This is a genomic window from Phaeobacter sp. JH20_26 (genome assembly GCF_048056275.1).
GTDB classification, from domain to species: domain Bacteria; phylum Pseudomonadota; class Alphaproteobacteria; order Rhodobacterales; family Rhodobacteraceae; genus Phaeobacter; species Phaeobacter bryozoorum.
Genome location: NZ_JAYMWL010000013.1, coordinates 589,629 through 615,987 on the forward strand (window position 1 = coordinate 589,629; position 26,359 = coordinate 615,987).

At 59.9% G+C, this 26,359-nt stretch carries 26 protein-coding genes; 6 read left to right on the forward strand and 20 right to left on the reverse strand.

Going from position 1 to position 26,359, the window contains the following annotated elements; genetic code table 11:
* Positions 1-100: 100 nt before the first annotated feature.
* From VWY60_RS08580 to VWY60_RS08610, 7 genes are all read right to left on the reverse strand, one after another.
* Positions 101-1,534: a sensor histidine kinase gene (locus VWY60_RS08580; protein WP_416540289.1), complete on the reverse strand. Its 1,434-nt coding sequence runs from the start codon at positions 1,532-1,534 to the stop codon at positions 101-103.
* Positions 1,535-1,559: 25 nt separating this feature from the next.
* Positions 1,560-2,237: a response regulator transcription factor gene (locus VWY60_RS08585; protein ID WP_416536140.1), complete on the reverse strand. Its 678-nt coding sequence runs from the start codon at positions 2,235-2,237 to the stop codon at positions 1,560-1,562.
* A gap of 194 nt (positions 2,238-2,431) precedes the next feature.
* Positions 2,432-2,800, reverse strand: a complete 369-nt coding sequence (locus VWY60_RS08590; protein ID WP_416540290.1) for a glycine zipper family protein — start codon at positions 2,798-2,800, stop codon at positions 2,432-2,434.
* A 119-nt stretch (positions 2,801-2,919) separates the two neighbouring features.
* A complete protein-coding gene (locus VWY60_RS08595; RefSeq protein ID WP_416540291.1) occupies positions 2,920-3,402 on the reverse strand; it encodes a hypothetical protein in 483 nt (160 codons plus the stop codon).
* Positions 3,403-3,588: 186 nt separating this feature from the next.
* Positions 3,589-4,989, reverse strand: a complete 1,401-nt coding sequence (locus VWY60_RS08600) for a TRAP transporter large permease (RefSeq protein ID WP_340545353.1) — start codon at positions 4,987-4,989, stop codon at positions 3,589-3,591.
* A gap of 11 nt (positions 4,990-5,000) precedes the next feature.
* Positions 5,001-5,651: a TRAP transporter small permease subunit gene (locus VWY60_RS08605; RefSeq protein WP_340545352.1), complete on the reverse strand. Its 651-nt coding sequence runs from the start codon at positions 5,649-5,651 to the stop codon at positions 5,001-5,003.
* An 86-nt stretch (positions 5,652-5,737) separates the two neighbouring features.
* Positions 5,738-6,754: a C4-dicarboxylate TRAP transporter substrate-binding protein gene (locus VWY60_RS08610; protein WP_340545351.1), complete on the reverse strand. Its 1,017-nt coding sequence runs from the start codon at positions 6,752-6,754 to the stop codon at positions 5,738-5,740.
* A 602-nt stretch (positions 6,755-7,356) separates the two neighbouring features.
* On the opposite strand from VWY60_RS08610, the gene acs reads away from it, so the two are divergent.
* From acs to VWY60_RS08625, 3 genes are all read left to right on the forward strand, one after another.
* The gene (gene acs, locus VWY60_RS08615; RefSeq protein ID WP_416540292.1) at positions 7,357-9,318 is read left to right on the forward strand and encodes an acetate--CoA ligase; all 1,962 of its coding nucleotides are present in this window, start codon (positions 7,357-7,359) and stop codon (positions 9,316-9,318) included.
* Positions 9,319-9,326: 8 nt separating this feature from the next.
* The gene (locus tag VWY60_RS08620) at positions 9,327-10,010 is read left to right on the forward strand and encodes an adenylate kinase (protein WP_416536148.1); all 684 of its coding nucleotides are present in this window, start codon (positions 9,327-9,329) and stop codon (positions 10,008-10,010) included.
* Positions 10,011-10,202: 192 nt separating this feature from the next.
* Positions 10,203-10,703 carry a flavin reductase family protein gene (locus VWY60_RS08625; protein WP_416536150.1) on the forward strand — a complete coding sequence of 167 codons (501 nt, stop codon included), beginning with the start codon at positions 10,203-10,205 and terminating at the stop codon, positions 10,701-10,703.
* A 48-nt stretch (positions 10,704-10,751) separates the two neighbouring features.
* Here VWY60_RS08625 and VWY60_RS08630 read toward each other — a convergent pair whose 3' ends face one another.
* The 8 genes from VWY60_RS08630 to VWY60_RS08665 all read right to left on the reverse strand — a co-directional run bounded on the left by VWY60_RS08630 (position 10,752) and on the right by VWY60_RS08665 (position 19,510).
* On the reverse strand, positions 10,752-12,005 hold the full coding sequence (locus tag VWY60_RS08630) for a 4Fe-4S dicluster domain-containing protein (RefSeq protein ID WP_416540293.1): 1,254 nt from the start codon (positions 12,003-12,005) through the stop codon (positions 10,752-10,754).
* A gap of 289 nt (positions 12,006-12,294) precedes the next feature.
* Positions 12,295-12,513 carry a DUF6500 family protein gene (locus tag VWY60_RS08635; RefSeq protein ID WP_340545346.1) on the reverse strand — a complete coding sequence of 73 codons (219 nt, stop codon included), beginning with the start codon at positions 12,511-12,513 and terminating at the stop codon, positions 12,295-12,297.
* 137 nt (positions 12,514-12,650) lie between these two features.
* Entirely contained in the window at positions 12,651-13,637 is a 987-nt protein-coding gene (locus VWY60_RS08640) for an ABC transporter substrate-binding protein (protein ID WP_416536154.1), read from the reverse strand.
* A 117-nt stretch (positions 13,638-13,754) separates the two neighbouring features.
* The gene (locus VWY60_RS08645; RefSeq protein WP_340545344.1) at positions 13,755-14,600 is read right to left on the reverse strand and encodes an ABC transporter permease; all 846 of its coding nucleotides are present in this window, start codon (positions 14,598-14,600) and stop codon (positions 13,755-13,757) included.
* 85 nt (positions 14,601-14,685) lie between these two features.
* Entirely contained in the window at positions 14,686-15,603 is a 918-nt protein-coding gene (locus VWY60_RS08650; protein ID WP_340545343.1) for an ABC transporter permease, read from the reverse strand.
* Between the two features lie 105 nt (positions 15,604-15,708).
* Positions 15,709-16,548 (reverse strand): ABC transporter ATP-binding protein, encoded by an 840-nt coding sequence (locus tag VWY60_RS08655; RefSeq protein WP_340545342.1) that lies wholly within the window; start codon positions 16,546-16,548, stop codon positions 15,709-15,711.
* A 60-nt stretch (positions 16,549-16,608) separates the two neighbouring features.
* Positions 16,609-18,063 carry a dihydropyrimidinase gene (gene hydA / locus VWY60_RS08660; protein WP_416540294.1) on the reverse strand — a complete coding sequence of 485 codons (1,455 nt, stop codon included), beginning with the start codon at positions 18,061-18,063 and terminating at the stop codon, positions 16,609-16,611.
* 196 nt (positions 18,064-18,259) lie between these two features.
* On the reverse strand, positions 18,260-19,510 hold the full coding sequence (locus tag VWY60_RS08665) for a Zn-dependent hydrolase (RefSeq protein WP_416540295.1): 1,251 nt from the start codon (positions 19,508-19,510) through the stop codon (positions 18,260-18,262).
* 240 nt (positions 19,511-19,750) lie between these two features.
* Between VWY60_RS08665 and VWY60_RS08670 the strand changes: the two genes are divergently transcribed.
* Positions 19,751-20,377, forward strand: coding sequence for a TetR family transcriptional regulator C-terminal domain-containing protein (locus tag VWY60_RS08670; protein WP_416540787.1), 627 nt, complete (start codon positions 19,751-19,753; stop codon positions 20,375-20,377).
* 115 nt (positions 20,378-20,492) lie between these two features.
* Here the strand turns inward: VWY60_RS08670 and preA are convergent, their stop codons facing one another.
* From preA to VWY60_RS08690, 4 genes are all read right to left on the reverse strand, one after another.
* The gene (preA, locus tag VWY60_RS08675; RefSeq protein ID WP_340545339.1) at positions 20,493-21,797 is read right to left on the reverse strand and encodes an NAD-dependent dihydropyrimidine dehydrogenase subunit PreA; all 1,305 of its coding nucleotides are present in this window, start codon (positions 21,795-21,797) and stop codon (positions 20,493-20,495) included.
* Positions 21,798-21,850: 53 nt separating this feature from the next.
* The gene (locus VWY60_RS08680) at positions 21,851-23,185 is read right to left on the reverse strand and encodes an NAD(P)-dependent oxidoreductase (RefSeq protein WP_416540296.1); all 1,335 of its coding nucleotides are present in this window, start codon (positions 23,183-23,185) and stop codon (positions 21,851-21,853) included.
* Between the two features lie 315 nt (positions 23,186-23,500).
* On the reverse strand, positions 23,501-23,896 hold the full coding sequence (locus VWY60_RS08685; RefSeq protein WP_340545337.1) for a RidA family protein: 396 nt from the start codon (positions 23,894-23,896) through the stop codon (positions 23,501-23,503).
* Between the two features lie 190 nt (positions 23,897-24,086).
* Entirely contained in the window at positions 24,087-24,350 is a 264-nt protein-coding gene (locus VWY60_RS08690) for a DUF2312 domain-containing protein (protein ID WP_014874404.1), read from the reverse strand.
* 233 nt (positions 24,351-24,583) lie between these two features.
* Here VWY60_RS08690 and VWY60_RS08695 point away from each other — a divergent pair, with 233 nt between their 5' ends.
* Complete coding sequence (locus VWY60_RS08695) at positions 24,584-24,802, forward strand: hypothetical protein (RefSeq protein ID WP_340545336.1); 219 nt, start codon at positions 24,584-24,586, stop codon at positions 24,800-24,802.
* Positions 24,803-24,919: 117 nt separating this feature from the next.
* Here the strand turns inward: VWY60_RS08695 and VWY60_RS08700 are convergent, their stop codons facing one another.
* Entirely contained in the window at positions 24,920-25,150 is a 231-nt protein-coding gene (locus tag VWY60_RS08700) for a hypothetical protein (RefSeq protein WP_416540297.1), read from the reverse strand.
* Positions 25,151-25,493: 343 nt separating this feature from the next.
* Here VWY60_RS08700 and VWY60_RS08705 point away from each other — a divergent pair, with 343 nt between their 5' ends.
* Positions 25,494-26,357, forward strand: coding sequence for an MBL fold metallo-hydrolase (locus VWY60_RS08705; protein WP_416540298.1), 864 nt, complete (start codon positions 25,494-25,496; stop codon positions 26,355-26,357).
* Positions 26,358-26,359 lie beyond the last annotated feature (2 nt).

Consider the following 26,359-nt stretch of genomic DNA (forward strand, 5'->3'; position numbering starts at 1 on the left):
TAGCTGAGGCGCGCGCGCAATGGGTAACCCTATTTCCGCAGCTTCGCGGCTTTTTGGCGCAGCGGTACAAAATGGCATCCTCGACGGCAGGCGGGCGACGTCAGCCTTCGGGAAATCTCACCTCGACCCGCAGTCCGCGCTGATCTGGTCCCGACATCAACGCCAGGTCAGCTTCGTGAAGGTCTGCAATCGCTTTTACCATGGCCAGCCCAAGCCCTGCCCCGGCGGTGTTGCGGCTGCGATCGAGCCGGTAGAGCGGATCCAGCACGCGGCTGCGTTCAGCCTCGGGTATTCCCGGGCCAGTGTCGGTGACTGACAGCCTGCGACCGCTCAAGTCGATTGCAATGCTGGCCCCCTCGCCGGCGTGGCGGATTGCGTTCTCGATCAGATTTGCCAGAAGCTGCATGATCAGGCTGCGGTCCGCATTGATAGTGACGGCATCGCTGACGCGGCAGGACAGCTCTTGCCCGGCGTCCTGCGCCACCGCCTCGTATATTTCGTGCACCTGCTCCACGACTGTCGCCAGTTCGACGGGTGCAAAACCGTCCCGCCGCCGCTGGCTCTGCATCCGCGCAATCCGCTGGATGGCGCCAAAGATGGCAATGATATCATCCATCTGCGCAATCGCGGCCTCTCTATGGGCGGCCTGATCCTCGGCGTCTTCGGCCTGATCGAGATGCAGCCGCAGACGTGTCAGTGGCGTGCGCAGATCATGCGCAATATTGGCGGAAAAATCAGACATCTGCCGCATCGAGGCCTGCAAACGTTCGGTGGCACCGTCAATCCGCGCAGCCAGTTCATCAATATCATCGCGGATCACCCGGGGCGCCAGCCGAAGATCAAGATTGCCATCGGCAATACGGTCAAACCCCGCGCCGATCCGGTTCAGACGTCGCTGTGCCCGGATCCCGAAGATCAATCCGATGACCAGCGCAGGCAGCGACAGGATGATGACGAAGATAAGGATGACGCCGGTAAGATCCGCGCCAAAGGCACTGACACCGGGCGCATAGACCAGAAGGCGGCCATCCAGCACCGCACCGCTATAGATGCGCCAGCCGAGATCGGCGTCGCTGTCAAACTCCACATCGAAGCCCAGCTGGCGAGCGGTGCCAGGGTTCCGCCCCGGCTGGTCAGAGGATATATCATCCTCTTCATCTTCATCCTCGATCAGCTCAAAGATCCGGTCCAGAGTTTCCAGTGCCTCAGGTTGAAACAGCTGTTCGCCCTCCAGGATATCAAACCCCGGCCTGTCAAAAGCTCCCCGCAGCACGGGGCCGAGAACCTTGCCATCTGCGCGCAGAACGGCATAGCCGACACCGCTGTCGGAAAACACTTCGGCAGTCACGATCTGATCGGGGAAGCGACCGGTGCGTGTCAGCCGATCGCTGATGCGCTGATATTCCTCCCGCAGCGCCGCTTCCGTCTCGGCGCGGAATTCTTCGGTGATGACATCGTCAAGCAGCAGCCCGCCAATGGTCAGCAGAACCAGAAACGCCAGCGACAGGGCAATCGCCTGACGCAGGGCGCTCATCCGCAACAGGCTCTTTATGAAGGATCTAATCAAGGAACATATACCCGGATCCGCGCACGGTTTTGATGAACTCCGTTCCGAAGGGTTTTTCAATCTTGTTCCGCAAGCGGCTCATATGGGTTTCGACAACGCTGGTGGCGGGATCGAAATTAATGTCCCAGACCCGTTCAAGCAGCATGGCGCGGGTCTGGATCCGCCCCTTGGAACGCATCAGAACCTCCAGCAGGCGAAACTCCTTGGGGTTCAGCAAGACGGTCTGGCCATTGCAGGTACAGGTCTGGCTCAAGAGATCCAGCTCAAGCCCGCGATGAGAGAGCCGGGTTGTCATTTCTGCGGCCTCAGCCCGTCCGCGACGGCCCAGGGCGGTGATACGGGCCAGCAGCTCAGACATGGCGAAGGGTTTGCTGAGATAGTCGTCAGCACCGGCTTCCAGCCCCTCGACACGGTCCTCAACCGCGCCGAGCGCGGTGAGCAGGATCAAGGGGGTGGCAATCCGTGCAGAGCGCAGGGTTTTCAGCGCCGAAAGCCCGTCAAGATCCGGCGTCATCCTGTCAAAGATCAGGACATCATAATCGCGGGTTGTTGCAGCCAGCAGCGCCTCGCGACCATTCTCGATCCAGTCGACCACATGGCCCGCTGCCATGAGGCCCTTGACCGTCCAGGTGCCAATTTCAGGATCATCTTCGAGCAGGAGAATTCGCATCAGGACTCCGCCGGTTTCAGCATCGCGCCCAAGTGACCAAGCCGGCCCCCTGGCGCTGCAATTGGGTGCAAGCTCGTTTCGGATGACCGGAGTTCAACGGATCACAATTAAGCTCCCCAAGGTTGAACCCGGCGCACCGGACGATCGGCCGTATCTGTCGACCGGCAAGTCGGCGACGGGATCTGGGCAGGGTTTCACGCCAACACACGATGCCCGCGCCCCTGCATGCAGCGGATAAGAATGGTGCGGCGCTGTTTGTCGCGTTCATTCTGCCCGTCAAGCGCCCCGATACCACCGCCGAGTGCAGCTCCGATCCATGCGTCATCGGCGCGGTCTCCATCCTCACTGTCTACCGCTCCGATGATGCCACCGATCACCGCACCTTGAACAGCGCTGGATTTCAACGTTTTGTCTACGTGTTGTTCGGCCAACGCACGGCAGGCGCCCAAATCGGAGTGAAACCCGACTTGCTGCGGCCCATCTAACAGGAGCGGTTCTTCATAGCTGTCGCCACAGGCTCCAAGGGCGACTGCCGCGAGGCAGCCAAGATATAGCTTTTTCATGAATGGTCTCCGGCCAGCCGCCTGATCTGTCTTTCTCGCGGCGGCAAGGATGGTCTAGGGAATACTTCGATAAGGCCGGAGCCCACGCTCCGGCCCGTCATCAGATCCGGACGAGGTAATCAGCCTTTGTGATCGTCATCCTCATCGTCGTCATCGTCGCAATCGCACTCATCATCTTCGAGTTCATCAATCAGGCTTACGAAGTCCAGCCCGTCCTCGAACTCATCGTCTAACAGCTGCTGCATCATTTCGGGTGAGGCCGCGGTTTGGGTCGCGGTGTTCAGGATCGAGCCATCGGTAGCTGACACCACGATCTCTGTCAGGCTGGTCGGACTGGCGACAACCGCAACAAACACAGGCGTGTCGTGAAGGTCATCAAGGCTGATTTCCACCAGTCGGCCTTCGGCGTTTTCCAATGCTGTGCGCATGACCTGATCAAAGGTGACAGGCACGGCGAGCATATCCGCATAGGTCAGCTCGGCCTCTGCCACCTCGAGCGGGGCCACCTCCGGCGCCTGCTGCGCGCGCAGGCTCTGTGCGGCAAAGCCACCTGCAATCAGGGTTGCGGTCATCACGATACGTGTCGTTGTCTTGGTGATCATCTTCCATTCCTCTCATCTATTGCGCCAGGGCGGTGGACGCCGTGTCTGGCTGATGAGACGAATATGCAGGTCCAGTCTTACACGGTCTCTGCGCGGAGCTTACAATTCTGTAAGCTTGGGATTTTTTGGGCCTCGGCAGAGGATCTGTCGTGGCCCGAAGCTGTATTCTTTATATCTGGCAGAACCTTAGGCGAGGCTTGGCAGCCAGAGCACGATAGAGGGGAAAGCAACCAGCAAAGCGATGGTAATACCATCGGCAATGAAGAACGGCGTCACGCCCTTGAACACATCCTGCACCGTCAGATCGTCCCGCACACCCGCAACGACAAAGCAGTTGAGACCGATCGGGGGTGTGATCAGGCAGAACTCGGCCATTTTCACCACCAGAATACCAAACCAGATTGCACACATCGGCCCGGACATGCCAAATGTGCTTTCCGCCGCTGAAACGTATTCACCACCGTTAAGCGCCATCACCGCCGGATAGACCACCGGAAGCGTGAGCAGCAGCATACCGATGGCGTCCATGAACATGCCGAGCACCGCATAGGCCAGCAGGATGCAGATCAGGATCAGCATCGGCGACAGGGTGAGCGAGGTGATCCAGTCGGAAAACGCCGCCGGCAGTTCGGCAAAGCCAAGGAAGCGGACGTAGATCAGGACGCCCCAGATGATGGTAAAGATCATCACCGACAGTTTTGCGGTTTCCAGCAGCGCGTCCTTGAACTCCGCCCATCGCATCCCGCGATACAGCGCCATCAGAAACACCACGAAGGCCCCGATTGCGCCACCCTCTGTCGGGGTCCCCCAAGCATCGCCCCCAAAGGGGTTGTAGACAAACAAAATGATCGTCGCGACCACAAACAGGATCGGCAGCGCAGGCGGCAGCGAGACAAAGCGCTCGCGCCAGGTAAAGCCGGTGACAGCAGGGCCAAAGCCCTTGATCGTCATCGCCATGCCGATGATCAGCAAACCGTAAATCAGTGCCGAGAAGGCACCGGGGATAAAGCCTGCCAGCAGGAGCTTGCCCACGTCCTGTTCGACGATAATCGCGTAGATTACAAGGATCGCAGAGGGCGGGATCAGCGAGGCCAGCGTGCCGCCGGCCGCCACCACACCTGCGGCAAAGCGTTTGTCGTAACCGATTGCCAGCATCTCGGGGATCGCGATCCGGGCAAAGACGGCGGATGTCGCAACAGAGGCGCCAGAGACGGCGGCAAAGCCCGCCGTGGCAAAGACGGTCGACACCGCCAGCCCGCCCGGCACCCAGGCCAACCAGCGTTTTGCGGCCTCAAACAGCGCTTTGGTGAGGCCTGCGTAATAAGCGAGATAGCCGATCAGGATGAAGGTCGGAATGAGGCTCAGCGCCTGGCTTGAGACCTTGGAATGGGGCACCTGCCCTGCGGTCTTCACCGCGATGGTCAGCGCCTTCGTGAACCGCGCCGGATCATAGCCAAACTTGGCCCAGAAGATCCAGACAAGGCCGACCAGCCCAGCGAGACCGGCGGCAAAGGCCACCCGCATCCCCAAGAACACAGTTACCAGAAGAAAGCCGCTGACCCAGAGGCCAATTTCGATAGGTTCCATAGTCTGCCCCTTTAGTCGCGGTCACTGGCGGTGGTCGACACCCCGCCCAGATGTTCAGCCTCGGCCGCTGCCTGCTCTGCGGCGCTCTGCACCAGCGGAACCGCAGCCGGGCTGTCCAGCCCCAGAACCAGCGCGCGGCCATAGCCCCAGACCTGCAGCAACAGGCGCAGGCACAGCACGCCAAATGCGACCGGCGCCAGCAGCTTGGCCGGCCAGATCGGCAGACCGATGTCGATGGAGCTGTCGCGGCTCCACAGGGGGGCGGCAAAATCGAAGGAGCGCTGGAAATGCGACCAGCTGCCCCAGAGCAGCGCCAACATCAGGGCCAGGATCAATAACACCGAGAACAGCTCAAACAGCCAGAGTGCACGCCCCCGCAGCGACGAGATCACCAGATCCATGCGAATATGGCTGCCGTCGCGCTGAACAAAGGAAATGCCCATAAAGGCGATCAGCGGCATCACCTGTTCGATCCAGTCCACATAGCCAGGTAGCGGCGCGTTGAAACCATTGCGCCCGCCAACCGAGACCACCGCAAGTACCATCAGCGAAAACACCGCAAGACCACTGACCAGGGCCAATCCGCGTTCCAGCCGCAGCAGACGCCTGTCCAAACTGCTGATCAGGCTGTCATCTACCAGCACCGCCGCACTGCCTGCCATCGTCTGCCCCCGTCATATCTACTTTGCAATCACGTAAGAAAGGGCCGGCGCAGCTCTGCCCGGCCCTTTCATCATTTGGATGAAAATCAGCTTCCCGAACGCAGGTCGCTCAGGGTTTTCTGCACCAGGTCATAAAGCTCCTGTGCAGGCAGTCCCTGCGCGCTCATGTCGGCGATCCACTGCTCGCGGATCGGATCGGCGGCAACCTTGCGGAATTCAGCCAGCTGATCCTCGGAGATAGTGACCTTCTCGACGCCTTTTTCGGCCAGAACACTGTCCCATTTCTCAAGCAGCACGCCATAGTTCGCAAGGTAATGGGCAATTGCCTCATCCACCGAGCTGTCCAGGGCTTCACGCTCGGCATCGCTCAGCGCGTCATAGGCATCGGTGTTCACGACCACCGGGCAGTTCACGGTGCCGGGGTTGAGGTTTTCGGTCCACCAGTCGGCCTTGTTGATGGTGCCAAAGCTGAGATGCGCGTGCTGGGCAAAGGCAACGGTATCGACAACGCCGGATTCCATCGCGTTATAGGCTTCTGTTGCAGTCACGGATGTCGGCACCGCGCCCACGGCAGAAAATGCCTGACCGATACCGCCGGTAGCGCGCACCCGCATATCCTTGAACTCACCCAGCTCATCGCGCGCCTCGCCGGTGCCGACGATATTGTACTGCGGCATGGGTGAAGTCATCAGCAGCTTGGCATTCCAGCGCGCCAGATCCTTTTGTACGGCCGGATGTGCATAGACCGCATGGCTGACAGCGACTTCCTCTTCCAGCGTATTCACGCCAAGGAACGGCAGTTCCAGCACGGTGATCGACGGGTTCTTGTCGCGGTGGTAGCCCGCGCAGAACTGCGCCATCTCGAAGGCACCGATGGAAATCCCGTCAAGGTTTTCCTTGTTCTTCGACAGGCCACCATAGCTGATGTTCATTGTGAATTCGCCGCCGGTTTTCTCGGACACCAGCTCAGCCAGCTTTTCGACATGTTCGGTAAAGGCGCGGCGTTTGCCCCAGACAGAAACGTTCCATTCGGTGGCCGCAGCGCTGCCTGCAATGGACAGGCCGACAAGCGCCGCAGTTGCGGCGGTCAAATTGGTCTTCATGAGTACCTCCCAGTTTGTGCCCTTGTTCCTCTTGCGCCCCCCCTGCACCTTGGCGTCGCCGGGTGCCGGGCTTGCTGTGATCTTGCGATCACAGCCCTCAGGTCCGCAGAGTTGCGAGCATCTGGCACCACGCTAGCGCTAAGCCAGGGCGCTGCCAACCCCACAAGGCGCTGGTGCGCCATGGGCACAAAACCTGCCTGACAACCTGGCAGCGGTCCGCAGACGCGCCCGGCCCCATGGACCGACAGGCACCCGAGGGCGTCGCACCCTGGCACAGTTTGCCGCAGGCGATGGTGCCAGTCGGTGCCCGTTGATAGCGCCAGCATTGCGCAGGCCGCTGATTTGCCAGCACGGGCGCTCCGGTCGATATTTACACCTAACATCATGATAAACAAAATATTAATTTGCCAACGCCAGAATAAGTTTACTACCTCAGACCAACCTCGGAAATAGATTTACAGGTAAATCCTTATTCCTCGGACACTTATTTCCTTATTTTCAAGCTTGGGTATTATCGCTGTGGAGGACGGAAAAGGTTTGACACATCTCGCTGTGCGCTGTGGTGTGCCATTCCGAGAACAGACTGGAGGGAGGGACACAAGATGACCCAGGAGAGCGACAGCAAAGCCTATGCGCCGTCGGAGGAGACGGTTGCACGCGCCCATGTCAACGCTGCACAATACGACGAGATGTACGCCGCTTCGATGCGGGATCCCGAGGGGTTCTGGGGCGAACAGGGCAAGCGGATCGACTGGATTAAGCCCTTCAGCCAGGTGAAGGATGTGGATTTCACACTCGGCAATGTCTCGATCAACTGGTACGCGGACGGTACGTTGAACGTCTCCGCCAACTGTATTGATCGCCACCTGGACACCCGAGGCGATCAGACCGCGATCATCTGGGAACCGGATGATCCGGAAGAGCCTGCCCAGCATATCTCTTACAAACAGCTGCATACCCGTACCTGCCGGATGGCAAACATCCTGGAGACCATGGGCGTGCGCAAGGGCGACCGGGTGGTGATCTACCTGCCGATGATCCCCGAAGCGGCCTATGCCATGCTGGCCTGCGCCCGCATTGGCGCCATTCATTCCATCGTCTTTGCCGGCTTCTCCCCCGATGCGCTGGCAGCCCGGATCAACGGCTGCGACGCCAAGGTGATCATCACCGCCGACGAGGCGCCGCGCGGCGGCCGCAAGACCCCGCTGAAATCAAACGCCGACGCAGCCCTCTTGCACACAAAAGACACGGTGAAATGTCTCGTGGTGAAGCGCACCGGCGGTCAGACCACCTGGGTCGACGGGCGCGACTACGACTACAACGAAATGGCGCTGGAAGCGGATGATTACTGCAAACCGGCCGAGATGAATGCCGAGGATCCGCTGTTCATCCTCTACACATCCGGCTCAACCGGCCAGCCGAAGGGCGTGGTGCATACCACCGGCGGCTATCTGACCTATGCCGCGATGACCCACGAAATCACCTTCGATTACCACGACGGCGACATCTACTGGTGCACCGCGGACGTGGGCTGGGTCACCGGCCACAGCTATATCGTCTATGGCCCGCTGGCCAATGGCGCCACCACGCTGATGTTTGAGGGCGTGCCGACTTACCCGGATGCCTCGCGCTTCTGGCAGGTCTGCGACAAGCACAAGGTGACGCAGTTCTACACCGCACCCACCGCCCTGCGCGCCTTGATGGGTCAGGGCAATGAATGGGTCCAGAAATGCGATCTTTCCTCGCTGCGCACCCTCGGCACCGTCGGCGAGCCGATCAATCCGGAAGCCTGGACCTGGTACAATGATGTGGTCGGCAAGGGGAAATGCCCCATTGTCGACACTTGGTGGCAGACTGAAACCGGTGGCCATCTGATGACCCCCCTGCCCGGCGCCCATGCGACCAAACCGGGTGCTGCGATGAAACCCTTCTTTGGTGTGGCCCCCGTTGTTCTGGACCCGCAGTCCGGCGAGGAAATCAACGGCAACGGCGTCGAGGGCGTGCTTTGCATCAAGGACAGCTGGCCCGGCCAGATGCGCACCGTCTGGGGTGATCATGAGCGGTTCGAGAAAACCTATTTCTCCGACTACAAAGGCTACTACTTCACCGGCGACGGCTGCCGCCGCGATGCCGACGGCGATTACTGGATCACCGGTCGCGTCGATGACGTGATCAATGTCTCCGGCCACCGCATGGGCACCGCTGAGGTCGAAAGCGCGCTGGTGGCCCACGCCGCCGTGGCCGAGGCCGCCGTGGTTGGCTACCCGCATGAGATCAAGGGCCAGGGCATCTATTGCTATGTCACCCTGATGAACGACCGCGAGCCCTCGGATGAGTTGATGAAGGAGCTGCGCACCTGGGTGCGGACCGAGATCGGGCCGATTGCCAGCCCGGATGTGATCCAATGGGCGCCGGGTCTGCCAAAGACACGGTCAGGCAAGATCATGCGGCGTATCCTGCGCAAGATCGCCGAGAACGATTTCGGCTCGCTTGGTGACACTTCGACCCTCGCCGACCCCTCCGTGGTCGACGACCTCATTGCAAACCGGGCCGACAAAGGATGATTGCTGACATGGAGACTGATGTTCTAACCCGCCCTGCGGTTCTGATCCTGCTTGGACCGCCCGGCGCCGGCAAAGGCACCCAGGCGCGCAAACTGGAACAGAGTTTTGGCCTTGTCCAGCTATCCACCGGCGATCTGCTGCGGGCTGCCGTCGCTGCGGGCACCCCGGCGGGCCTCGCGGCAAAAGCCGTAATGGAGGCAGGCGAGCTGGTCAGCGACGAGATCGTGATCAACATCCTGCGTGACCGGCTGGCGGAACCGGATTGTGCAAAGGGCGTCATCCTGGATGGCTTCCCTCGCACGACGGTGCAGGCGGAGGCACTGGACAAGCTGCTGGCGGAAACCGGTCAGCGGATCAACGCCGCTGTCAGCCTGGAGGTGGACGATGCCGCAATGGTGGCGCGGGTAGCCGGACGGTATACCTGCGCAGGCTGTGGTGAAGGTTATCACGACCAGTATAAACAGCCACGCGTCGAGGGCACCTGTGACGCCTGTGGTGGCACAGAGATGACGCGTCGGGCGGACGACAATGCCGAAACCGTGGGCAGCCGTCTGGCCGCCTATCATGCTCAGACCGCGCCGCTCATCAGCTATTACGACGACAAAGATGTGTTGAACCGAATCGATGCAATGGGCGAGATCAACCAGATCGCGAACTCGCTGAGCAAAGTTGTACGTGCTGCAACCGCTTGACGAAGGTCAGCACCACGACGTTCAATCAAAGCGTGTTGTCGAAAAACATTAATTACCAGACAGGTCCGCAGAAATGTGGGCCTGTTTTCAATCCTCTCTGGCTTTTGAGGGGATGCGTGCCACATTGGTAGCTGGTGGACATGGGCTTGTTCCCATGGCACCCAGCACAGAACTGAACCAAAGGCGCGCGAGATGTCCGAAACCAGCTTTATCCCCGGTCCCGACAGCCTGCGGGCCTACCGAGACGCCCTAGGGTGTTTCGGCACTGGCGTGACCGTGGTGACCACACGCACGGACCGTGGGCCGCTGGCAATCACAGCCAACAGCTTCACCTCGGTCTCGATGGATCCGCCACTGCTGCTCTGGTGTCCCGCCCGCGCGTCCAAACGCCACGATCCCTTTGTCTCTGCCACCCATTTTTCGATTCATGTCATGGCCGAGGATCAATTGGACATGGCGATGCATTTTGCCCGCAACGGCGAAGATTTTTCCTGTATTCCAGCGCGAGACAATGACGAGGGAATACCCGTTCTGCCTGATGTCATTGCCCGATTTGATTGCCGCACCCATGCCTGCCACGACGGCGGCGATCATAGTATTCTTGTCGGCGCGGTGCTGCGTACCACAAGCCGCCCGGGCAAGGGTCTGATTTTCAAACGCGGCCAATACGGCGGGTTTATGGAGCAGAGCTAGCTTCGGATCTCCAGATCTGTCGCCCCTCTGCACAGCCACGCCAAGGTCCTAGGACAGCGGATCTTCGCGCCGTTTTGCCATAAGTCCCGTCAAACGCGCCCAGTCAGGCCAATGCGCGCCCAGATCATTCAGCCGCAGCAGCGACGAACCCGTGCCAGCCCCCCGGTCTGTCCTCTCCCGGACAGTATGCCCGGACCAGTCAGCGCCGCCACCGCCCATCCAATCATCGGGATCGTCATGATCATCATCGATCTCGGTCTTGCCCGATGCCGCTGCCTCAGTCGCCCGAGCAGCGCCCGGCGTATCGATGGTCGGCCCGGAACCGCAACTGGCCGTCTGCGGCGCCGTCTCCCCCGTTGCGGTTTCGGCCCCGCCGGACAGCCCATCCGACCAGAAGAAATCCGGCTGGGTCAGCGATACCGGCAGCCGGTCCCGCTTCAGCTCCAGCCGTGGCACCAATCTGATCGCATTCTGGCGGCACACCGATACGCATAGCCCGCATTGCATGCAGTCCGCCTCTATAAAGTCCAGCCCGCCTCCGTTCTCCGCTCCGATCAGCGCATTGGTGGGGCACATCCAGGTGCAGGCCTGACAGAGGGTGCAATCCCCAGTCAGCTCGATCCCGCCATAAGGGGCGTCCTGCGGCAACGCGATGACATCAGTGTCTTGCGACAGGGTCACACTGGCAAAGAGCTGCAGCGCCTCGCGCCGACGGCGCGGCTTGGCGTTGCTCTCGGTGTCGACACGACGGTGCTCCATCACCGGCAGCTGCGCAATACCTTCCGCCAGCAGCTGCTCCAGATGCGCCGCCGAATGGAACAGGCCCACCCGCCCCTCAAGCCCCAGACAAGCGGCCAGCTCCATCTCCCGCAGTTGCGCCAGACGCGCGTTCTCTTCAATTGCGGATTCCAGCAGCACCCAGTCAAACCCGTCGGAAATCGCGTGTAAGAGATCCGCGTGACCAGCGCGTTCCAGACCGCTGGTGGCCGCAGCTGTGACATCCATACCCGCCACCGGGGGATGGTTCTTCAACCAGGATAGCTGCTCCACTGCGCGGGCATCATACATCACCAGCACCTGATCGGAGCGCGGCGCCGACGCTCCCAACCGCGAATGCTGCTGACGCCGCCGCACCGCCGCCTCACAGAGATCTGCCAGCGGCCAGCGCACATGGCTTTCGGGGTTATACCGTCGATAGGAGGCACCGGGATGCGACACCCGGACCGCAGTCCGCAGATCAGCCATTTCGCGCACATTGGGTTGAGAGCGCAGGCAGAGTTGCACATTTTCCCAGACAGTCATGGCCTCTCCCTTCAGATTGAGAACCAAACCACAGCCGAAAATCCCCATCGTTTGATAAGATGAGGCTAACATGGAATTTCGACCTGTAACGTGTAATCGAAAATAAGACTCAACTTTTAACTGTCATTTATTCTGAAAGATCCGCCCTATCCGATCGGCGGTCACGCCGTTTCTGTCGGCGTCAACAGCTGCTGAAGGAACAGGGAAATGGGCCACCTGCCCACAGACCGGGCGCAACTGGTGCAGAACCAGCCGCCGCACCGGCTGCGGCGCAACAACGACGGCAGGGTCACAGACCTGTCTCCACCATCTGGCGAATCTTTACAGCCTTTTCAAAATGGTCCAGCTGATGATGCTTGATCCACCATTCTGCCGCCTCCATCAGCGCCTCGGGATCGTCATTCCGATTGGCAAAAAACGCATAGAAGGAAAGGCCAACGCCATCCCCCTTTTTCGCGATCTTGTCGTTGCAGACGGCGATGATCTTTGCCCTCAAACTGTCTCTCATAAGATGCTTCCGCCCCCACCGCTGGCCTGCCGAGACAGGCGAGGATCACAGCGCCCCATAGCGCGCCTGTGCGCAATACAATAGAAAAGCCCCCGCCCGCAGAACAGCGGACAGGGGCCAGATCACTGCACTAAAGCTCAGTTCAGCGCGGCATCGGTGATGACATGGGTCCAGGCGCCTTCCGGCTCCTTGGTGATCACCGGGCTTGAGCCGCCATCCAGCAGCGTCTTCACCGTGCGCTGGTAATCAGCCTCGCTCAATGCGCCGTTGCTGCCTGCTGTCAGCTTGGCGACTTCCGACATCATCCGCTTCTGATGCTCTTCGGTCTGCGCGCCCGAGGCATCATTGTCCAGGACGATTTCTGCTGCGGCATCCGGGTTCTCCTCAGCCCATTTCCAGCCCTTCATGGAGGCCCGGACAAAACGCTGCATCTTGTCGACAAAGGCCGGATCAGAAAGCTTGTCTTCGAGAACGTAAAGACCATCCTCAAGCGTTGCCACGCCCTGATCCTCATATTTGAAGGTAATCAACTCATCCGGCGACACGCCGGCATCAATCACCTGCCAATACTCATTGTACGTCATGGTCGAAATGCAGTCGGCCTGACGCTGCAGCAGCGGATCGACATTGAAGCCCTGTTTCAGAACCTCGACGCCCTTCTCACCCTTGCCCTCGGTGGAAATCCCGAGCTGGCTCATCCAGCTCATGAAGGGGAATTCATTGCCAAAGAACCAGACCCCCAGCGTACGATTTGCCAGATCTTCAGGCGCTGCGATGCCAGTGTCCTTCCAACAGGTCAGCATCATGCCCGAGCTTTTGTAGGGTTGCGCGATATTGACCAGTGGCAAGCCCTTTTCACGCGCCGCAAGCGCGGCCGGCATCCACTCGACCGTGACATCCGCACCGCCGCCTGCAATCACCTGCGTCGGCGCAATATCGGGACCGCCGGGCAGAATGGTCACATCGAGATTCTCGGCCTCGTAGAACCCCTGATCCAGCGCGACATAATAGCCCGCGAACTGGGCCTGCGTGACCCATTTCAGTTGCAGCTTCACCTCATCGGCAGCCTGCGCAACCGATGCCGTTCCCAGCGCCAATGCGGCGGCGGTCAGCAGTGTTTTCATCTGTCTTCTCCCTGTTGTTATGTCTGTTATTCTTTGCGAATTCTGCGCGAATTTCCCTGTGTCTCCAAAGGTTTTTTCCAGTTTTTACGGGGCCGGGCAACGACGGCCCGCCCCCGCCTATCCCCGTTGCGACGGGTGCCAGAAAGTAAGCGTTTTCTCAACCAAAGCCATCATGCCGTAGAATGCCGACCCCGCCAATGCAGCCACCAGGATTTCGGCCCAGACCATGTCCAGCGCCAGCTGTCCGACCGAGGTCGAGATCCGAAACCCCATCCCCACCGTCGGCGAGCCAAAGAACTCCGCCACAATGGCCCCCACCAGGGCCAGCGTGGTTGAAATCTTCAGACCATTGAAGATGAAGGGCAGCGCCGCAGGCAGGCGCAGTTTGAAGAACCCCTGCCAGTAGCTCGCCGCATAAGTCTGCATGAGATCGCGTTGCATGGCCGAGGTTTCCCGCAGCCCGGCCACGGTGTTCACCAGAACCGGGAAAAACACCATCACCACCACAACGGCCGCTTTTGACTGCCAGTCAAAGCCGAACCACATCACCAGAATCGGTGCGGTGCCGACAATCGGCAGCGCGGCCACAAAATTGCCAACCGGGAGCAATCCTCGCCGGAGGAAGTCACTGCGGTCCACCGCAATGGCCATCAAAAGCGCCGCGACGCAGCCGATGATATACCCAGACAGCGCCCCTTTGAGAATGGTCTGCTGAAAATCCTGCCAGAGAATGGGCAGGCTGGTCGCAAACCGCTCCGCAATGACCGAAGGCGCAGGCAGGATCACCAGCGAAACCGCAAGCCCCCGCACCAGAAGCTCCCAAACGACAAGAAGCGTCACTCCAAAAATTGCCGGGACAAGCAGCTTCACACCACGGGTATGGGCGCGTGGACCATTGGCCAGACGGCTGTTCAGCCACCAGCCTCCACACCAGACCAGCAGCGCAATCGCAACCATCGTCATGATCTGATCCCCTTGTTCTTCTGGCCGAAAATATCCCGGGTGAGCGGCGCAGCGGCGAGGGCAGAGCCCTTGGCCCAAACATCAATCATACGGTCACCCCCATCCGTTTCAGCACCAGCCGTTCGATCAGTCCCAAGAATGCAACCAACGCGGCGGCCAAGATCGCAGCCGCAAAGAGCGCCGACCAGATCTGTACGGTCTGCCCATAGTAGCTCCCCGCCAGAAGCCGCGCGCCTAGGCCCGCAACGGCGCCCGTTGGCAACTCCCCGACGATGGCCCCGACCAGCGATGCGGCAATGCCGATCTTGAGGGAGGCAAAAAGATAGGGAATCGAGGCAGGCAACCGCAGCTTCCAGAACCCCTGCCCGACACTCGCATTGTAGGTCTTCAGCAGGTCAAGCTGCATCTGGTCCGGGCTACGCAAGCCTTTCACCATCCCCACAACAACCGGGAAAAAACTCAGATAGGCCGAGATCACCGCCTTTGGCAGGATTCCCTGTACCCCGATGGAATAAAGAACCACGATGATCATCGGTGCCAGTGCAATAATCGGGATGGTTTGGCTGACGATGGCCCATGGCATCACCGACATATCCATCACCCGGCTGTGTACGATTCCAACCGCCAGAAGAATGCCCAACCCGGTGCCGATCACAAAGCCGAGAAGCGTCGCCGACAGCGTCACCTGACCGTGATAAATCAGACTGCGCTTTGAGGTGATCCTCTTCTCAACCGTGGTCTCCCAAAGCTCCACCGCCACCTGATGAGGAGCCGGCAGTCGGGGCCGGTCCTGCGACCAGACCTGTGTCACCACAGCGGGGTTGCCAAAAACCAGCCCAAACGCCGCCATATCTCGCCGCTCACGCGCGGTGGCCGGTGTCACCTCGGCACCCGCGCGTTCAGCAGCGTCCAGAACTCCCTTGATGTTCATCGGCACACAGGCCGCGTACCAGATCGCGGTTATCGCGGCGAGAACACTCAATATCGCAAGTGCGGTTTTCATGATCCTGCCCCTCCGGACCCAGCGCTCCGCGACCCCCTGTTTCTTCCACGAAAATGTCCCGGAAGATTGGAATCTTCCGGTGCCCCGCCCCGCAAACAGACCACATCAGTCATCGGCATGCCCCGCTCGCAGACCGTCACGAACACGATGCGCAATCTCGATGAACTCCGGGCTGTCGCGAATATCCAGCGGTCGGTCCTTTGGCAGCGGGCTGTCAATCACGTCATGGATCCGCCCGGGTCGCGGCGACATGACCACAATCTTGGTCGACAGATAGACCGCCTCCGGGATCGAGTGGGTGACAAAGCCGATGGTCTTGTTGGTCCGCGCCCAGAGTTTCAAGAGCTGCTCATTCAGATGGTCGCGCACAATCTCGTCCAGCGCCCCAAAGGGTTCATCCATCAGGAGGATATCCGCATCAAAGGCGAGCGCCCGCGCGATCGAGGCACGTTGCTGCATACCGCCCGACAGCTGCCAGGGGTATTTGCCGCCAAACCCGGTGAGTTCCACCAGGTCCAGAACCCGTTCGACCCGCTTGTCCTGCTCCGCCCTTGAGTAGCCCATGATCTCCAGCGGCAGCTTGATGTTCTTGGCGATGGTTCGCCACGGATAGAGCCCGGCCGCCTGGAACACATAGCCATAGGCTCGCTTGCGCCGCGCTTCATCGGGGGTCATGCCATTGACGCTGAGACTGCCACCGGTGGGCTGTTCCAGCGCCGCGATGCAGCGCAGGAAAGTTGTCTTGCCGCAGCCGGACGGCCCGATAAAAGAGACAAAGTCGCCGCGATTGATCTCCAGGCTGACATTCTTCAGCGCGTGCACGGGCCCGTCATTGGTCTGAAACGTCAGATCGAGCGCCTTCGCCTCTATGACAGGGCCAAGCGGGTTGATGTCGGAAGCGGCGGCCTGGGAGTTGAGCGCCTGGGTGGTCGTTTCCATGTTCATTTCTTCGCCTTGATTACACACAGGAAAACGGGCCGCCATAGCTGGCAGCCCGTCCCTGGATTACACACCTGTTGCCGGAATTCCCGACCGCTCCACCGGGCGCGGCGCCGTCAGCTCCTTCCAGGTCGACAGCGCCTTGTTCACAGTGGCATTGGCCTCGCGGGCGACGAACTTGCCATGGCCCTCCTGACAGCGGATCTCTCCGTCATGCACTGCCACATGGCCGCGGGTCAGGGTAAAGCGCGGCAATCCCTTCACCTCATGCCCCTCGAACACGTTATAGTCGATCGCCGACTGCTGGCTGGCCGCGGAAATCGTCTTGCGCTTCTCCGGATCCCAAACCACCAGATCGGCATCGGCGCCAACCAGAACAGCACCCTTTTTCGGATAGCAATTCAGGATCTTGGCAATGTTCGTGGAAGTCACGGCGACAAACTCATTCGGGGTCAAACGTCCGGTTTCCACGCCATGGGTCCACAGCATCGGCATCCGGTCTTCCAGACCGCCGGTGCCGTTCGGAATCTTGGTGAAATCGCCAACGCCATAGCGTTTCTGCTCGGTGGTAAAGGCACAGTGGTCCGTCGCCACCACTGACAAGGAGCCCGACTGCAAGCCGTTCCAGAGCGAGTCCTGATGCTGCTTATTGCGGAACGGCGGCGACATCACCCGGCGGGCGGCGTGATCCCAGTCCGTGTTGAAATACTCGCTCTCATCCAGCGTCAGATGCTGGATCAGCGGCTCGCCCCAGACGCGCTTGCCCTGCATGCGGGCCCGGCGAATGGCCTCGTGGCTGTCCTCGCAGGAGGTATGGACCACATAGAGCGGCACGCCAGCCATGTCGGCAATCATGATGGCGCGGTTGGTGGCCTCGCCCTCTACCTGCGGCGGGCGGGAATAGGCGTGCGCCTCTGGGCCGGTGTTGCCTTCTGCCAACAGCTTGGCCGACAGCTCCGCCACCACATCGCCGTTTTCAGCATGCACCATGGCTATGCCGCCAAGCTCAGCCAGCCGCTGGAAGGAGGCATAGAGCTCGTCATCATTCACCATCAGCGCGCCCTTATAGGCCATGAAGTGCTTGAACGTGTTGATGCCGCGCTCCTGGATCACGGTCTTGATGTCGTCAAAAACCTGCTCGCCCCACCAGGTCACCGCCATGTGGAAAGAGTAGTCGCAGTTGGCGCGGGTCGATTTATTGTCCCAGCGTTTCAGCGCGTCCAGCAGGCTCTCGCCTGGATTCGGCAGCGCAAAATCCACCACCATGGTGGTGCCCCCCGCCAGCCCGGCCCGGGTACCGCTTTCAAAATCATCCGAGGAATAGGTCCCCATAAAGGGCATTTCGAGATGCGTATGCGGGTCAATCCCCCCCGGCATCACATAACAGCCGGTGGCGTCCAGCTCCTCGTCGCCTTTCAGGTTCGGGCCAATCTCGGTGATTACCCCGTTCTCGATCAGCACATCCGCTTTATAGGTCAGATCGGCCGTCACGACGGTGCCGTTCTTGATGACTCTACTCATGGTAACAACTCCCTGGATTGGGGCGTGTTTCTACGCCTCCGCGTGTTCTTTCAGAACAGGTGCCCTGTTCCTCTGGTTGTTCTTCTGGCCGGAAATATCCCGGGGGAGCGGCCCGGCGGGCCGCGGGGGCAGCGCCCCCTTCACTGCAAGCCGCAGATTGCTGCAACCCACACCCCAAACCTTTCCGGGGCGCATCTCACACGACGATCTCTGCAGTTTCCAGCACCGCATGTAGCATGACATCGGTTCCGGCGGCCGCCCAGTCCTTGGAAATATCCTCGGCTTCATTGTGGCTCAGACCGTCCACACAGGGGCACATGATCATCGCCGTCGGCGCCAGATCATTGATCCAACAGGCATCATGTCCTGCACCTGACACGATATCCATATGGCTATAACCGAGCCGCTCGGCCGCCGAGCGCACCGCGCTGACGCAGCCCTCATCGAAGGTGACAGGATCAAAATGACCGACCGGTTCAATCTCCAGCCCAACGCCCAGCTCGTCGGCGATCTCCTTCGCCTTTACCTCGTATTTCGACCGCATCGACGTCAGCTTTTCAAGATCGGGCGACCGGAAATCGACGGTGAAGACCACCTTTCCGGGGATCACATTGCGCGAGTTCGGGTAGACGTCACAATGTCCGACTGCCCCGACCGCATGGGGCTGATGCGCCATGGCAATCTGATGCGCCGCCTCCGTCATGCGCGCCATGCCAAGGCCTGCATTGACACGCATGTTCATCGGGGTCGATCCGGTATGGGCGTCCTTGCCCGTGACCGTACATTGCAGCCACCACAGGCCCTGGCCATGGGTCACCACGCCGATATCCTTGTTTTCCGCCTCAAGGATCGGCCCCTGTTCGATGTGCAATTCGAACATCGCGTGCATCTTGCGCGCGCCAACCTCTTCATCGCCCACCCAGCCAATACGTTTCAGCTCGTCACCAAAGGTCTTTCCCTCGGAATCTTCCCGCGCATAGGCCCAGTCCTGCGTATGCTTGCCTGCAAAAACACCGGAGGCCAGCATCGCCGGAGCGAACCTCGTGCCTTCCTCATTGGTCCAATTGGTAACCACGATCGGATGTTTGGTCTTGATGCCTAGATCATTGAGTGTGCGGATGACTTCCAGCCCGCCCAGCACCCCAAGGACGCCGTCATATTTACCGCCAGTGGGCTGCGTATCCAGATGTGATCCCATATAGACCGGCAGCGCATCGGGGTCGGTTCCTTCGCGACGGGCGAACATATTGCCCATCGTGTCCAGCCCCATAGTGCAACCTGCCGCTTCGCACCATGTCTGAAACAGTGCGCGCCCCTCGGCATCTTCATCGGTGAGCGTCTGGCGGTTGTTGCCGCCCGCGACGCCGGGTCCGATTTTTGCCATCTCCATCAGACTGTCCCACAGCCTGTCACCATTGATCTTCAGATTCTGTCCAAGCGACGTCATCTCAGCTTCCTTCCCTGTTGCCCTGCTTTTTTGCAGGGTCCCGCGGCTTTGCGCCTTGTCGGTGGCTTTGAAACGCTGGTCATGATTTGACCAACTGGTCAAACTCAGGCTATCACGGGTGGACATTCAGTCAAGAAATTGCGTCTAACAAGACAAGAAAACTCCGGCGCGCAGAGCCGGTTGAGCGAAATTCAGGCGCGCAGCGGTGTTGCGGCCACCAGCGAGAGCCCAAACAGCCCCATGCCCAAGGATCGCAACCCCACCCGCATTCAGAAAAAGAATCGCGCCACCATTCTGGAGGCCGCATTGGAAGTATTCTCCAACAGCGGATTCCGCGGCGCCACTGTCGACCAGATTGCCCGTGCCGCCGGGTTAAGCAAGCCCAATCTTCTCTACTATTTCCCCTCGAAGGAGGCGATTTTCACGGAACTGCTGTCGGGGCTGCTTGACACCTGGCTGGATCCGCTGCGCGCCATCGACGCCGAGGGTGACCCGCTGGAGGAACTGCTGTCCTATGTACAGCGCAAGTTGCAGATGAGTCGGGATTACCCGCGCGAAAGCCGCCTGTTTGCAAATGAAATTGTCCAGGGCGCCCCACGAATGCTGGAAACCCTGTCCAAGGATCTAAAACCGCTGCTGGAAGAAAAAGCGGATCTGATCGAAGGCTGGATGACAAACGGCAAGCTGAACCCGACCCATCCGAAGCATCTTCTGTTTTCGATCTGGTCGCTGACCCAGCATTATGCGGATTTCGATGTGCAGGTCCGCACATTGATGGGGGATGAGGATCCGTTTGATGCGGCACCAGAGCATCTCGACCGGATGTTCCGCCGGATGCTGACACCTCCCGGTTCCGGCAGGTCCTGATCCTAGCCAAACCCCCGTTCAACAGTGTGATGCGATCAATAGCAAACGGCGCGCCGATCAGGACGCGCCGTTTCCAATTATGTCAGCCGGGCAGCGTGTTAGGCCGCCAGCCCCCCTATTCGGCCGCCGTCACCGACGGGTTGTTGGGATGGGTGGTCCAATTTGCATATTCATCGGACACCACTTTGCCCGTGCGTTCGTCGATCTGACCGGCGGGCACCTCCTCCATGGTGATGCAGCCTTCGACCGGGCAGACATTCACGCAAAGATTACAGGCGACGCATTCGTCATCCTTGACGGTAAAGACGCGGTCCTCGCTCATCGCGATAGCCTGATGCGAGGTGTCTTCGCAGGCGGCAAAGCAGCGACCACATTTGATGCAATCATCCTGATTGATCTTGGCCTTGGCGACGTAGTTCAGATCCAGATACTGCCAGTCGGTGACATTGGGCACGGCTTTACCAACAAAATCATCTAGACGGTTGTAGCCTTTGTCATCCATCCACTGGTTCAGGCCCGAGATCATCTCCTTCACCACGTTGAAACCATAGGTCATGGCAGCGGTGCAGACCTGCACGTTGCCTGCACCCATGGTCATGAACTCAGCCGCATCGCGCCAGGTGGTGACGCCGCCAATGGCCGAGATCGGCAGGCCATGAGTCTGCGGGCATCGGGCGATTTCGGCCACCATATTCAGCGCAATCGGCTTCACTGCCGGGCCGCAATAGCCGCCATGTGTGCCCTTGTCGCCGATGGTTGGCTCAGGCGCCATGGCATCAAGATCCACCGATACGATCGAGTTGATCGTATTGATCAGGCTGACCGCGTCGGCACCGCCCGCTTTGGCCGCCCGCGCTGGGTGGCGAATGTCGGTAATATTCGGCGTCAGCTTCACAATCACCGGCTTGGAGTAGTATTTCTTACACCACTCCGTGACCATCTGGATGTATTCCGGCACCTGCCCCACGGCAGAGCCCATACCACGTTCGGCCATCCCATGCGGGCAGCCAAAGTTCAGCTCGATCCCGTCAGCACCGGTGGCTTCGACACGCGGCAGGATATCCTTCCAGGCCTGCTCCTCGCAGGGCACCATCAACGAAACGATGATGGCGCGATCTGGATAGTCCTTTTTCACGCGGGTGATTTCTTCCAGATTCACCTCAAGCGGGCGGTCGGTGATCAGCTCGATATTGTTGAGCCCCAGAAGGCGGCGGTCCGCCCCCCAGATCGCGCCATAGCGCGGACCGTTCACATTGACCACCGGCGGGCCTTCGGAGCCGAGGGTCTTCCAGACCACCCCACCCCAGCCGGCCTCAAAGGCGCGGCGCACGTTGTATTCTTTATCCGTCGGCGGCGCAGAGGCGAGCCAGAACGGGTTCGGAGATTTGATCCCCAGAAAATCTGCTGTTAGATCAGCCATTTGTCTGTTCCTTACACTGGCAACACAGGGCCGGGTCCGGCCCTGCTGCTGGCTTAGCCCATCAGGCTGGCGTGAATATCCATGGCCGCATCGCGACCTTCGGCGACGGCCGTCACTGTCAGATCCTCGCCGCCAGAGGCACAATCACCCCCGGCCCAGATCCCCGCGACCGATGTCCGGCCCTGCGCGTCCACCTTGATCTTGCGCCCATCAAGCGCCAGCGCGTCCGGCTGGCCCTCAAGCGTCTGCCCGATCGCCTTGTAGATCTGGTCGGCTGCGATCCGCACCGTCTCGCCGGTGCCGGTCAGCTGACCGCCTTCGCTGGTGGTATACTCCAGCTCGATTTCCGCACAGGCGCCATTCCCGTGCACAGCCACCGGCTGAACGTTGAACATCAGCTTTACACCCTTGGTGGCCGCAAGGTCCTGCTCGAACCGGCTCGCCCCCATGGCGTCACGGCCGCGGCGGTAGGCGATGGTGACATTCTCGGAACCAAGAAGCTTCGACTGCACAGCCGCGTCAACCGCAGTCATGCCGCCGCCGATCACGACGACATTGCGACCGACCGGCAGGTTTGCCAGATCATCGGCCTGACGCAGCTCGGCGATGAAATCGACTGCATCACGCACACCGTCCTTGTCCTCGCCCGCCGCCCGCAGGGCGTTCACACCGGCAAGACCGATGGACAGAAACACTGCGTCATATTCGGCCTTCAGGGCATCGAGGCTCAGATCGCCACCAAGCTTCTTGCCGTATTCCATGGCAATTCCACCGATCTGCAGAAGCCAATCGACTTCTTTCGCCGCAAAATCATTGGTGGATTTATACGCGGCGATCCCGAATTCATTCAGGCCGCCCGCCTTGGACCTGGCGTCATAAACGACAACGTCATGGCCCAACATCGCAAGACGGTGCGCCGCAGAGAGACCCGCCGGACCGGCACCAACCACGGCCACTTTCTTGCCGGTTGTTTCGGCGCGGCTGAAAGGGTGCACGCCCTTTTCCATCAGCGTGTCGGTTGCATAGCGTTGCAGACGGCCAATCTCGACCGGCTTGCCTTCGGCCGCTTCACGAACGCAGGCTTGCTCGCAGAGGGTTTCGGTCGGGCAGACCCGCGCGCACATCCCGCCAAGGATGTTCTGTTCGAGAATAGTCTTCGCCGCCGTTTCCGGGTGGCCGGTCTGGATCTCGCGGATAAACTGCGGAATGTCGATGGAGGTTGGGCAAGCCGTAATACAGGGCGCATCATAGCAGAAATAGCAGCGATCCGCTGCCACCGCCGCCTCATGCGCCTCATATTGCGGATGCAGATCTCCAAAGTTGTCGGCAATTTCTGAGGCGGACAAACGCCCTGCCTGAACGCCGGATGCCTGATGGCTGGTCGCCATTGGGTGTCTCCCTGGATTTGTTTATTATGCAAACCAGAGTGCCACAGTTTGATTTTTTATCAACTGGTAAAATTTTTGAAATGACGTTTTTCTTAGCCTGCCCTGCCGATCCTCTACTCAAGGTGTTAAAAACAAAAACGAAAACCGCGCCGCCCAGAATATGGGCAGGCGCGGCATCCCTCAATCCACCCGCGCGCTCGGGGCAGTATCGGTGTCAAAAAAGGTCAGGACAACTGATCTAAAACAGCGCCCGCAGCGCTGCCGACAGGACCATTCGCATGGAGAGATTCAGCGCGCGGCTAAGCGCCAGCCACCTCAGGCAAGCATGGCCGTCGCTTCGATCTCGATTTTGGCACGGTCTTCCACCAGGTCTGCAACAACGACCATTGTCATGGCTGGAAAATGATAACCCATCACCGCACGATAGGCGGCGCCAACCTCCGCCTGATGGGCCAGATACTCCGCCTTGTCGGTGACATACCAGGTCAGCCGGGTGATATCGCTGGCCTGCCCGCCTGCCTGCTGCACCACGGTCAGGATATTCTGAAGCGCCTGGCTCATTTGGCCGATGAAGTCATCGGTTTCAAACACCTGATCCGCAGTCCAGCCAATCTGGCCACCGACGAACAACATCCGCCCCTCGCCGATCATGCCATTCGCATAGCCTTTTGCAGGTTTCCAGCCATCGGGGTGCACGTTGATTGTGGGCATTGGGGACTCCTGCATCGGCGGACGGGGGACAATTATCCGCCAATATCGGTCACCTGAGAAAATACTTCAAGCTTAAAATTTACAGACCTAAAGCATAACCGGGATCAAAGGCCCAGAAACAACAAAGCCCCCCGCATTGGCGGAGGGCCGATGTCGTCACCTTGCAGTCACGCGCGGTCTGAGGCCGCCGTTACATGCCAAGCGCTTCTTTATACATTTCAAGAACCGCTTCTTCCTCGGCGATATCGTCCTTGTCCCGCTTGCGCAGGGCGATCACCTTGCGGATCACCTTGGTGTCATAGCCGCGCGCTTTGGCTTCGGCCATGATCTCTTTCTGCTGCTCTGCGAGATCTTTTTTCTCGGCATCCAGACGCTCGAACCGTTCGATAAACTGGCGCAATTCACCAGCGGTCACACGGTAGCTGTCGCTTTTTTCGTCTTCGGTCATATCCATCGTGGGCTCCGTCGGCAAAGGGTAGACATTCGGATCAGCCCTCCAGATACAAGTGCGCACCTCAGTCCGCAAGCAGTGATAGGACAATCCCGCGCAGCGCCCGCCCCAATAGGCAAAATCTGCCACACACCATAACCCACCAGGCCCGGACGGGTTGCCGCGGGCGCAGCAATCCGATAGGCGCTGCCCCTGAAAACGACCGGCGCATTGGCGCGCCGCCATCGGAGAGTGCGATGTACGAGATTCTGGTTTGGGCTGGTGCGGCTGTATCTGTGGCCGGTCTTTTGGGGCTGATGTGGAGCGTTCTGCGCGTGATGCAGGCCAAACGTCAGAAGCTGGACGACGACGCCCTGCGGGCCGTCATCCAAAAGGTCCTGCCCTATAATCTGGGCGCGCTATTCCTGTCGGTTATCGGCCTGATGCTGGTCATGCTGGGGCTCAGCCTGGGCTAAGCCCCGCCTTGCGGTGGCGCCGTTTTTTCCACCGTGTCGGTGACGCACTGCCACCCCGGGCAGGCCGACCGTGACCATGACAGTCCAGCGGCTGACCGCCGGACACAGCGCCATCTTTCAAACCGGCATATTGTCGAACATATCCTCGGCGGATTCCTCGCTAAGGATCTGCTCCAGTCGCACCATGCGGGTCGGCACACCCCCACCCGCCACACGCAGACGTGCCAATGTCCGGTTAAAATCAGGATGCAGCGCAAGCCGATCCTGGCGATGTGCGGCCAATATCTTGCGTTCGAGCCCTTCGGCCCGCTGTATCAGACTGTCGATCCTGCTATTGTCGTTGGTCATTCCACACTCCTCCCTAGAGCCTGCGCGGCGGGCATCACCCGCGCCGCAACACGGGGGTATGAACCGGGACCGGGGGGCTAAACAACGCCCTTCTGTCCGCTCCCGACACCCCTTGTGTTCTGCACAAGTCATCGCGGTTCACCTCACCACAATCGCCACAGTAGCATAGTATCCGCAGCATGACTTTGAGCGAGATCAACCATAACGAGAAAATGAGCAGGTACAAGCCAGGGCACCGACCCCGCGCCCTGATTTACGGTCGATTTTTCGCAGCCCCGGGTGAATGCCCACTTGAACATATTCATTATTTAATATATGTAAGTGCCACAGCAGGAGGGTCCCCATGAAGCCGATCGTCAAAGCCTTTTTTGATGAACAGACAAATACCGTATCCTATGTGGTGCGGGAGCCGGACGGCAGCGCCTGCGCGCTGATCGATTCCGTGCTGGATTTTGATCATGCCGCAGGGCGCACCGATACCCGGTCCGCTGATGAGATGATTGCCTGGGTCAAGGCCGAAGGGCTGCGGGTGGAATGGATCCTCGAAAGCCACGTTCATGCCGACCACCTGTCGGCAGCGCCCTATCTTCAGGAACAGCTGGGCGGGAAGATTGGCATTGGTGCCAATATCACGCTGGTTCAGGACACTTTCGGCAAGGTGTTCAACGAAGGCACCGAGTTTCAGCGCGACGGCAGCCAATTCGACGCATTGTTCAAACATGGCGATAGTTTTCACATCGGCCAGATGCGCGGCGACGTGCTGCACACACCGGGCCATACCCCGGCCTGCCTCACCTATGTGATTGGCGACTCAGCCTTTGTCGGTGATACGCTGTTCATGCCGGACTTCGGCACCGCCCGCTGCGATTTTCCGGGTGGATCCTCTGAGGCGCTGTTTCAATCCATCCAGAAAATTCTCGCCCTGCCCGATGAGACCCGAATCTTTGTCGGTCACGATTACAAGGCGCCCGGCCGCGACGACTATGCCTGGGAAACCACCGTTGGAGAGCAGAAGGCGCTCAACATCCATATCGGTCAGGGCCGTCCCATCGAGGAATTCGTGGCCATGCGGGATGCCCGTGACGCCACTCTGGCCATGCCCCGGCTGATCCTGCCATCACTGCAGGTCAATATGCGGGCCGGCCGGATGCCAGAACCGGAGGACGACGGCCATGTCTACCTCAAGGTGCCGATCGACAAGCTTTGATC